Raw genomic sequence first — 7,674 nt, 5'->3', positions numbered from 1 at the left:
TCATCACGCCGCTGACGAACAGCGCCGGGAAGGCCAGCAGCGCCAGGATGGTGGCCACGAAGATGCCCCACACCGTCAGCGGCATGCGCAGCAAGGTCATGCCGCGCGTGCGCGCCTGCAGCACCGTGGTGACGTAGTTGAGGCCGCCCATGGTGGCGGCCACGATGAAGATCAGCAGCGACACCAGCATCAGCACGATGCCGCCCTCCTGCCCCGGCGTGCCCTGCAGGATCGCCTGCGGCGGGTACAGCGTCCAGCCGGCGCCGGTGGGCCCGCCGGTGACGAAGAAGCTCGCCAGCAGCACCAGCACCGACAGCAGGTACACCCAGAAGCTCAGCATGTTCAGGAACGGGAACACCATGTCCCGCGCGCCAACCATGAGCGGGATCAGGTAGTTGCCGAAGCCACCGAGGAACAGCGCGGTCAGCAGGTAAATCACCATGATCATGCCGTGCATGGTCATGTACTGCTGGTAGTGCGCCGCGTCGGTGCCCAGCGCGCTGTCCGGGAAAGCCAGTTGCAGCCGCATCAGGTTGGACAGCACCAGTCCCACCAGGCCCACCAGGATGGCGGTGCCGCCGTACTGGATGGCGATGACCTTGTGGTCCTGGCTCCAGACGTAGCGGGTCCAGAAGTTCATTGGGTAGCCGTGCCCGCCAGCGGCGTCGTTGGCGGCATGCGCGGCGTGTGCGGCGTGGTCCATGGGATGCGTCCTTCCTGCGGTGCCTTGGCGTCGTGGGTTCCCCTCCCTGGCCGGCTCTCAGCGCTCAGCGTGGCTGCTCGCCCAGGCTGCGGATGTAGGCCAGCAGCTCGGCGAGCTGCGTGTCGCTCAGCGGAATCTTGGGCATGACGGGCGCGAAGCCCTGCACCACCTGCGCCTGCGGCTCGCGGATGGCGCGCTCCAGGTAGGCCGCGTCCGCGATCACGTGGCTGCCGTCGCTGAGGTTCTTGCGGCTGCCGTACAGGCCCTTCCAGCTGGGCCCGGCGCCGGGGCTGCCGTCCACGCTGTGGCAGGCGGCGCAACCCATGGACAGCGCCAGCGCCTGCCCGCGCTGCACCGGCGTCTCGGCCTCGCCGGCGATGGGCGTGGCCGGCGCGCGCGCCGCGGCGAAGGTGGGCCGCGCCTGCAGCCAGGCCTGGAACGCGGACTCGTCCTCCACCACCACGTAGCCGCGCATGGCCGCGTGGCCCAGCCCGCACAGTTGCGCGCACAACACCTCGAAGCGCCCGGCCTGCGTGGGCGTGAACCAGAAGCTGGTCACCATGCCCGGCACCATGTTCATGCGCGCGCGCAGCGGCGGCACGTAGAAGTCGTGCAGCGCATCGACGGAGCGCATCAGCAGCTTCACCGGCCGGTTCAGCGGCAGGTGCAGCTCGTTGCCTTCCACCAGGATGTCGTCCGCCGCGGCGGCGTCGCGCTCGTCGAGCCCGAAGGGGTTGCGCCCGTCCACCAGCCGCGCGTCGCTGCGGCCGAGCTCGCCGCCCGCGCCCGGGAAGCGGTAGCGCCACTGCCACTGCTGGCCCAGCACCTCCACCACCAGCGCGTCGCGCGGCGGCCGCACGTACTCGGCATAGACGTACAGCCCCGGCGCCAGCAGCGCCACGATGCCCAGCGCCGTCAGCCCGATGAGCCAGCGCTCCAGCCGGTGGTTCTCGGGCTGGTAGTGCGCGCGCCGGCCCGGCCGGTGCCTGAAGCGCCACAGCATCCACGCCAGCAGCAGGTGCAGCCCGATGAAGAACACGCCCGTGACCACCAGCGTGATGGCCAGCGTGTCGTCCATGCGCTGCCAGTTCGAGGCCAGCGGCGTGATCCACCAGGGACTGGCGGCATGGAACCACACCACCGCCACGGCGATGGCGACCAGCGCAACAGCCATCCACATGCCAGTGCCCTTCCACGCGGAAGGGGCCGGGCCGCGGCGCGGGCACCGGCCCGACGCTCCAGCTCAGCCCTGTTTCAAGCCCGGGCGCTTTGCCGGCCCAGCTTCCAGTACAGCAGCGCCGCCGAGATGCCGAAGATCAGGTGCGCCATGAAGGTGGCCCAGCCGCGCATCTCGACGAGCCAGGGAAAGGCGTAGGACATGAGGTGGAAGTTGACGAGGTAGAGCGCCATGCCGAACACGGCACCGATGGTCTCCATCGTCCCCGGGCGGCCCTCGCCGTGGAACTCCGTCACCAGCGCGGCCAGCGCCAGGCCGAACAGGATGCCCAGCACGTAGTGGATGAGCAGCGCCAGCGCCACCACGCCGAGGCTGAAGCCGGTGTCCTCCAGCACCCCGGGGCCCAGCACCATGGCCGCGAGCATGCGCGAGGTCCGCCAGGCATCGCCATAGCCCATGATCAGCGTCCACACGCCTTCGAGCACCATCAGCACGGCGCCGGCCAGGAAGCCGGCCACGGCCGCCGCGGTCCAGTCGGGCCGGCGGCCCTGCCACTCACCCCAATGCAGCCGAAGCAGTTGCATGGCGCACTCCTTTCAGCTTGGTTTCCAGGCCCTTCGAGCGCTTCAGGGGAAGGCCGGGATGTCCGGCTCCACGCCCTCCAGGCGCGCCTCCGGATGCGACCTCTGCAGCAGGGCCTCGATCTCCTCGACGCGCCCGTGCGGCACATCCGTCATCAGCAGGATCTGCCCCTGCTCGATCGCGCCCTGGAAGCGCTTGAGCCGCTCGCTGGGCGTGGAGGCGCCGATCATGCTGGAGGACCATGCCCCCACCAGCGCGCCCACGATCGCCAGCACCGCGATCAGCCCCACCTGCGGCGTTTCGGCCACCACCGGGAACAGCGCCAGCACCACCCCGGCCACGAAGCCGGAGGCGCCGCCGATCACCAGGCCCGACTGGGCCGAGCGCACCACGTCGGAGGTCTGCAGCAGGTTGGCCGGGTGCAGCCCCGTCAGGTCCACGTCCTCGCGGGCCATGAAATGGATGTACTGCTCCGGGATGCGGGCCAGCAACAGATCGTCCATCGTCCGCTTGGCACTGGCCAGGTCGGGCAAGAGCCAGTAGATGCGTCGGCGCATAGGCTCCTCCAGCAACGATGCAAGAAAAAACAAGTGGATTTCTTCTACATCCGCGCTTCGGGCCCGGCAAGCGTTAATCCCTACCGGTAAAGGAAGCGCACACCGCGGCACGCCGGGAGGCACACCGTTTGCAACTCAACCTTTTCGTGCCGGGCCTACGCGGGCTTCTCGCAGCGCGCATCCCTGAAGGGGCCGTCCACCCGCTCCCAGCCCTGGCCGGGCGAAGTCTGGAAGCAGAAGGTCTTCCCATCGACCTTGCTCCGCCACAGGTACCAGGGCGCGGGCGCGGCCACCGCGCCCAGCGACAGGCACAGCAGCAAGGCCATCACGCCGGGCGCGCTTCTCATGTCGCAATGCCCTCAGGTGCGCCGGCAGGCCCTGTCCCGTTGACGCTGGGAAGGGCCGGGAGGGTAGGCAGGAGCCCGTCGAGCCCGTCATCGCCATAGCTGCGCACCACCTCGGCCACGATGACGCGGTAACCATTGAGCCACCGCGCCTGCCCCGCCTTCGCCTCCAGGTGGCTGGGGTCGCGTACCAATTGCCGCAGCGCTTCCAGCGAATCCCAGTAATAAACGTTGGAGACCAGCCCAGTGGCCGTGTTCTCCCACGATTCTTCACCCAGGTAGCCCGGGATGGCACGGGCCCTGGCGGCAATCCCCTCGTACAGCTTGTGAAAAGCCGCGTCGAATTGCTTCTTGGCGAATATGAAGGTGGAGCTGTACATGGTTGCGCCGAGTATCGATCAAACCGCCAGCGTGAAATACGCACGCCGGCAACGGCCGGCGGAAGTACTGAAAAACTCACGGAAATCAAGCACTTCGCTTAGCAACAGCTGCTTGCACGCACCTAAGATCGCTGCAAGGCGGCTTGGCAGGTGCAGTCCTCGCAAAGCCCGCGCCCACACGGGACCCCAGAGAATCCGAGTGCGGCAAAAGGCATTGCTGCACCGCAGCATTCAGATTTATATTGATTGCCATTCACGGCACATCAAAGTCTTTCCAGGTATTCATTGCCCGGGTAGGGCGGCTTTTTCCCGGTTAATTCTCGGCATGCTCGAATCACGGCAGGCCTGGCTTTTGCACATCTTCTTGCAAGGAAGTACGCGGTATGAAGTTCGTGAAGCGCACAGCGGGCATGGCGTGGATTGGGGCACTGACCGGCCGCCGACGATGCCCGCCTGCCGCCGCGCCTTCCGGCTTGCCGTGGCGCGGAGGGTGGGCGGGCGCGGCGGTCGCGGTGGCCGGCCTGCTCGGCGCCGCGGGCGCGCATGCGGACTTCGATCGCCGCTCGCTGATCCAGCTGGGCAACAGCGTGCTGCGCATCGAGGCCCAGGAGCAGGACGGGCGCATGCAGGTGGGCTCCGGCGTGGTCATCGCCACCGAGCGCGTGGTGACCAACTGCCACGTCACGCGCCGGGCCGACAGCATCGCGGTGGTCCAGGCCGGCTCGCGCTGGGGCGTGCAGGCGCAGGTGGTGGATGCCGAGCACGACCTGTGCGTGCTGCAAGTACCGGGGCTGCCGCACGCGCCGGTGACCGTGGGGCACACCGGCTCGCTGCACGAGGGCCAGGAGCTGGCCGCGCTGGGCTACACCGGCGGGCCGGCGCTGCGCATCAGCGGCGGCAGCGTGGTGGCGCGGCACCAGTGGGACGGGCAGCTCGTCATCCAGTGCAGCAACGGCTTCAGCTCCGGCGCCAGCGGCGGCGGGCTGTTCGATCGTGATGGGCGCCTGGTGGGCATCCTCACCTTCCGCCTGCCGGGCGGGCGCACCAATTTCTATGCGCTGCCCACGGAGTGGCTGCCCGACACGGCGGCGCAGCGCCTGCGCGCCACCGGAGTGCGGCCGCACGCGGGCCAGGGCTTCTGGCAGCAGCCGATGGCTTCATTGCCGCCCTTCCTGCAGGCCGCCGCGCTGGAGCAGGCCGGGCAGTGGGACGCGCTGCTGCAACTCACCGAGCGCTGGACGCGCGAGGACCCCACCGATGCCGAGCCGCTGTACCTGCGCGCACTGGCCCATGCCCGCCTCGGCCGCCACGATGCCGCCGTCCAGGGCTGGCGCCGCAGCCTGGCGCTGAACCCGCGCCAGGGCCGCAGCTGGGCCGGCCTGGCCGAGCTCTACCACCGCAGCGGCCAGGCCGAGCAGGCCCGGCAGGCCCTGGAGTCGCTGCAGGGCCTGGACCCCGGGCTGGCGCACGAGGTTTCGGAGCGGCTGCGCGCCGAATCCGCCTTCGGCGCCCGCGAAGTCGCCCGGCATTGAAGGCGCCGGCCTGGGAAGCCCGCCGCTTGAGGCCGGGAGGCCGGTTTCCCACGCGGCGGGACGAGATGCCGCTGCGGGCTTGATCGTTCACGCTTCGTGAATCGAAGCTCCACGCTTGGCCGGTTGGTTGCCGTTTGGTTGATCGGTAGGCTCGCGGCTCAGGAAAAACCCTTGATCCGCCCGTGAACCCCACCACCCGCGTCCTGCACGGCATCGCACTGTTGATCGCCGCCGTCGCCTGCTTCGCCTCGCTGGACACCGCCACCAAGTTCATCAGCGCCGGCGTGCCGCTGGTGATGGCGATGTGGACCCGCTACCTGTTCCAGGCCGTCGCCACCGGCGCGGCGCTGCTGCCCAAGCGTGGCATGGCGCTGCTGCACACGCGCCGGCCGTGGCTGCAGCTGCTGCGCGGGCTGCTGCTGCTCGCTTGCAGCGCCTTTGCGTTCCTGAGCCTGAAGTTCATGCCGGTGGGCGAGTTCACCGCCATCGTGATGCTCACGCCGCTGCTGATCACGCTCATCGCCGCCACCTCGCTGGGCGAGCGCGTGTCCGCGGCGCGCTGGCTGTGCGCCTTCGGCGGCTTCGCCGGGGCGCTGGCCGTGATCCAGCCCGGCAGCGAGATGTTCGACTGGACCATGCTGCTGCCGCTAGGGCTGGTGGCCACCAACACCGGCTTCCAGGTCGTGACCAGCCGGCTGGCGCACACCGACGATCCCGGCACCACGCACTTCTACACCGGCTGCATCGGCACCCTGGCCACCAGCGTGATGCTGCCCTTCGCGTGGCAGCCGCTGGAGTCGCCGCTGCTGTGGGCGCTGCTGGCGCTGATCGGCCTGTTCGGCACCGTGGGCCACTTCATGCTGATCCTGGCCTACCGGCGCGCGCCGGTGGCGGTGCTCACGCCCTGGCTGTACGCGCAGATCGGCTTCGCCACGCTGGCGGGCTGGCTGGTGTTCAGGCACGCGCCGGATGCGCTGGCCGTGCTGGGCATCCTCGCCATCGCCGTGTGCGGCGCGCTGGGCACCTGGCTCAACGGGCGCGAGCACCGCGCCGCCCTGGCACGGCTGCCGGCCACGCCGCGGCGCGCCGGCTGCTGATCACACGCTCCCCAACGCCCACGGCCCCTGCGTGAGCTGCTCCTGCAGAAAGGCCACGCACACCCGCACCTTGGCCGATTGGCTGGAGCGCAGCGGCGTGACGCCCCAGACATCGGCCGGGTGGCTGTAGGCCGGCAGCACCCGGACCAGTTCACCGCTGGCCAGGTGCGTGGCCACGTCCCAGTCGGAGGCCAGCAGGATGCCGTGTCCGTCCAGCGCCCACACGCGCACGATGTCGGCGTTGTTCGAGGCCAGCGTGCCGCTGACCTTCACCGTCTCCAGCCCGTCCGGGCCGTTGAGCCGCCACACGCCGAAAGGCAGATCGCGCTCGCGCAGCAGCAGGCATTCGTGCTGCGCCAGGTCCGCCAGCGTCCTGGGATGCCCCATGCGCTCCAGGTAGCCCGGCGCGGCGCACAGGAAGCGCCACGCCGGCGCGATGCGGTGCGCCACCAGGTGCGGCTCGTGCACTTCGCCCACGCGCAGGTCCAGGTCGATGTCTTCCGCGATCAGGTCCACCTGGCGGTCCACCACCTCCAGCCAGATGTCCAGCGCCGGGTAGCGGCGTGCCAGCAGCGACAGTGCCGGCGCAACGTGGCGGCGTCCGAGCCTGAAGCCGGTGCTGATGCGCAACAGCCCGCGCGGCTCCGCGCGGGCGCTGGCCACCGCCTCGGCCATGCGGCCCACGCCTTCGAGGATCTGCTGCGCGGCGCGGAACACCGCCTCGCCGTCGTCCGTCACCGTCACGCGCCGCGAAGCGCGGTGGAACAGGCTCACGCCCAGCGCCTTCTCCAGGATCGCGATGCGCTTGCTCACGAAGGCCGGCGAGGTGCCCAGTTCCTTGGCCGTGGCCGCGAAGCTGGCGCGCCGTGCCGCCAGGCAGAAAAGACGCAGATCGTCGAGGTGGAAGGAGAGGTTCATGTGAAGGGCGATCAAGGCGCGAGGCGCTGGAATTTGCCCGGCTTCGCGCCTTCATGCAGGCCTGCAGGCCTTCGGCGGCGCCGCTACCCCATCCGCCCAAGCAGCCACTTCGCGACGGCTCCCACGCTGCGGAACTCGTCCACCGAGCGCGAGGGGATGTCCGGGCAGCGCTGCTGCCACATGCGCGCCAGCGCCTGGCCCGGGCCGATCTCCAGCACCGCGTCCACGCGCTGCGCCAGCACGCCTTCCAGGCACTCGTCCCAGCGCACGGTCTGCGCGATCTGCGCGCTCAGCGCCTCGCGCGCCTGCGCGGCGTCGCGCACGCGGCCCCGCGCGTTGCTCAGCAGCGGCACGCGCGGGCGCTGCAGCGCCACCGGCGCCAGC

Annotated in this window: 9 protein-coding genes and 1 pseudogene; 2 read left to right on the top strand and 8 right to left on the bottom strand. The window is 70.1% G+C overall.

Annotated elements, in window-relative coordinates; translation table 11 throughout:
* The 6 genes from Q0741_RS06810 to Q0741_RS06785 form a co-directional block, all read right to left on the bottom strand.
* Nucleotides 1–703 (bottom strand): cbb3-type cytochrome c oxidase subunit I (locus Q0741_RS06810; RefSeq protein ID WP_298232444.1); only part of this gene is annotated, 703 nt, incomplete at its 3' end.
* A gap of 64 nt (nucleotides 704–767) precedes the next feature.
* Nucleotides 768–1,883 carry a cytochrome c oxidase subunit II gene (locus Q0741_RS06805; protein ID WP_298232443.1) on the bottom strand — a complete coding sequence of 372 codons (1,116 nt, stop codon included), beginning with the start codon at nucleotides 1,881–1,883 and terminating at the stop codon, nucleotides 768–770.
* A 74-nt stretch (nucleotides 1,884–1,957) separates the two neighbouring features.
* On the bottom strand, nucleotides 1,958–2,464 hold the full coding sequence (locus Q0741_RS06800) for a hypothetical protein (RefSeq protein ID WP_298232442.1): 507 nt from the start codon (nucleotides 2,462–2,464) through the stop codon (nucleotides 1,958–1,960).
* Nucleotides 2,465–2,506: 42 nt separating this feature from the next.
* Nucleotides 2,507–3,019: a DUF1269 domain-containing protein gene (locus Q0741_RS06795; protein ID WP_298232441.1), complete on the bottom strand. Its 513-nt coding sequence runs from the start codon at nucleotides 3,017–3,019 to the stop codon at nucleotides 2,507–2,509.
* A gap of 155 nt (nucleotides 3,020–3,174) precedes the next feature.
* A complete protein-coding gene (locus tag Q0741_RS06790) occupies nucleotides 3,175–3,366 on the bottom strand; it encodes a hypothetical protein (protein WP_298232440.1) in 192 nt (63 codons plus the stop codon).
* Complete coding sequence (locus tag Q0741_RS06785) at nucleotides 3,363–3,743, bottom strand: antibiotic biosynthesis monooxygenase (protein WP_298232439.1); 381 nt, start codon at nucleotides 3,741–3,743, stop codon at nucleotides 3,363–3,365. Before Q0741_RS06785 ends, Q0741_RS06790 begins: the two co-directional genes overlap by 4 nt.
* A gap of 512 nt (nucleotides 3,744–4,255) precedes the next feature.
* Between Q0741_RS06785 and Q0741_RS06780 the strand changes: the two genes are divergently transcribed.
* The gene (locus tag Q0741_RS06780) at nucleotides 4,256–5,275 is read left to right on the top strand and encodes a tetratricopeptide repeat-containing serine protease family protein (RefSeq protein WP_298232438.1); all 1,020 of its coding nucleotides are present in this window, start codon (nucleotides 4,256–4,258) and stop codon (nucleotides 5,273–5,275) included.
* Nucleotides 5,276–5,457: 182 nt separating this feature from the next.
* The gene (locus tag Q0741_RS06775) at nucleotides 5,458–6,372 is read left to right on the top strand and encodes a DMT family transporter (RefSeq protein ID WP_298232437.1); all 915 of its coding nucleotides are present in this window, start codon (nucleotides 5,458–5,460) and stop codon (nucleotides 6,370–6,372) included.
* Here the strand turns inward: Q0741_RS06775 and Q0741_RS06770 are convergent, their stop codons facing one another.
* Complete coding sequence (locus tag Q0741_RS06770; RefSeq protein ID WP_298232436.1) at nucleotides 6,373–7,290, bottom strand: LysR family transcriptional regulator; 918 nt, start codon at nucleotides 7,288–7,290, stop codon at nucleotides 6,373–6,375.
* 83 nt (nucleotides 7,291–7,373) lie between these two features.
* Nucleotides 7,374–7,674, bottom strand: a pseudogene (locus Q0741_RS06765) (ACP S-malonyltransferase); the annotation flags it as partial.

It is taken from the genome of uncultured Azohydromonas sp. (assembly GCF_937926365.1).
GTDB lineage: Bacteria > Pseudomonadota > Gammaproteobacteria > Burkholderiales > Burkholderiaceae_C > Azohydromonas.
This window is presented reverse-complemented; position numbering and strand designations above follow the sequence as displayed.

Excerpts from the sequence above, each read along its gene's own strand:
- Q0741_RS06805 (WP_298232443.1), bottom strand. The coding sequence starts at position 1,883 with ATGTGGATGGCTGTTGCGCTGGTCGCCATCGCCGTGGCGGTGGTGTGG.
- Q0741_RS06800 (WP_298232442.1), bottom strand. The coding sequence starts at position 2,464 with ATGCAACTGCTTCGGCTGCATTGGGGTGAGTGGCAGGGCCGCCGGCCC.
- Q0741_RS06795 (WP_298232441.1), bottom strand. The coding sequence starts at position 3,019 with ATGCGCCGACGCATCTACTGGCTCTTGCCCGACCTGGCCAGTGCCAAG.
- Q0741_RS06790 (WP_298232440.1), bottom strand. The coding sequence starts at position 3,366 with ATGAGAAGCGCGCCCGGCGTGATGGCCTTGCTGCTGTGCCTGTCGCTG.
- Q0741_RS06785 (WP_298232439.1), bottom strand. The coding sequence starts at position 3,743 with ATGTACAGCTCCACCTTCATATTCGCCAAGAAGCAATTCGACGCGGCT.
- Q0741_RS06770 (WP_298232436.1), bottom strand. The coding sequence starts at position 7,290 with ATGAACCTCTCCTTCCACCTCGACGATCTGCGTCTTTTCTGCCTGGCG.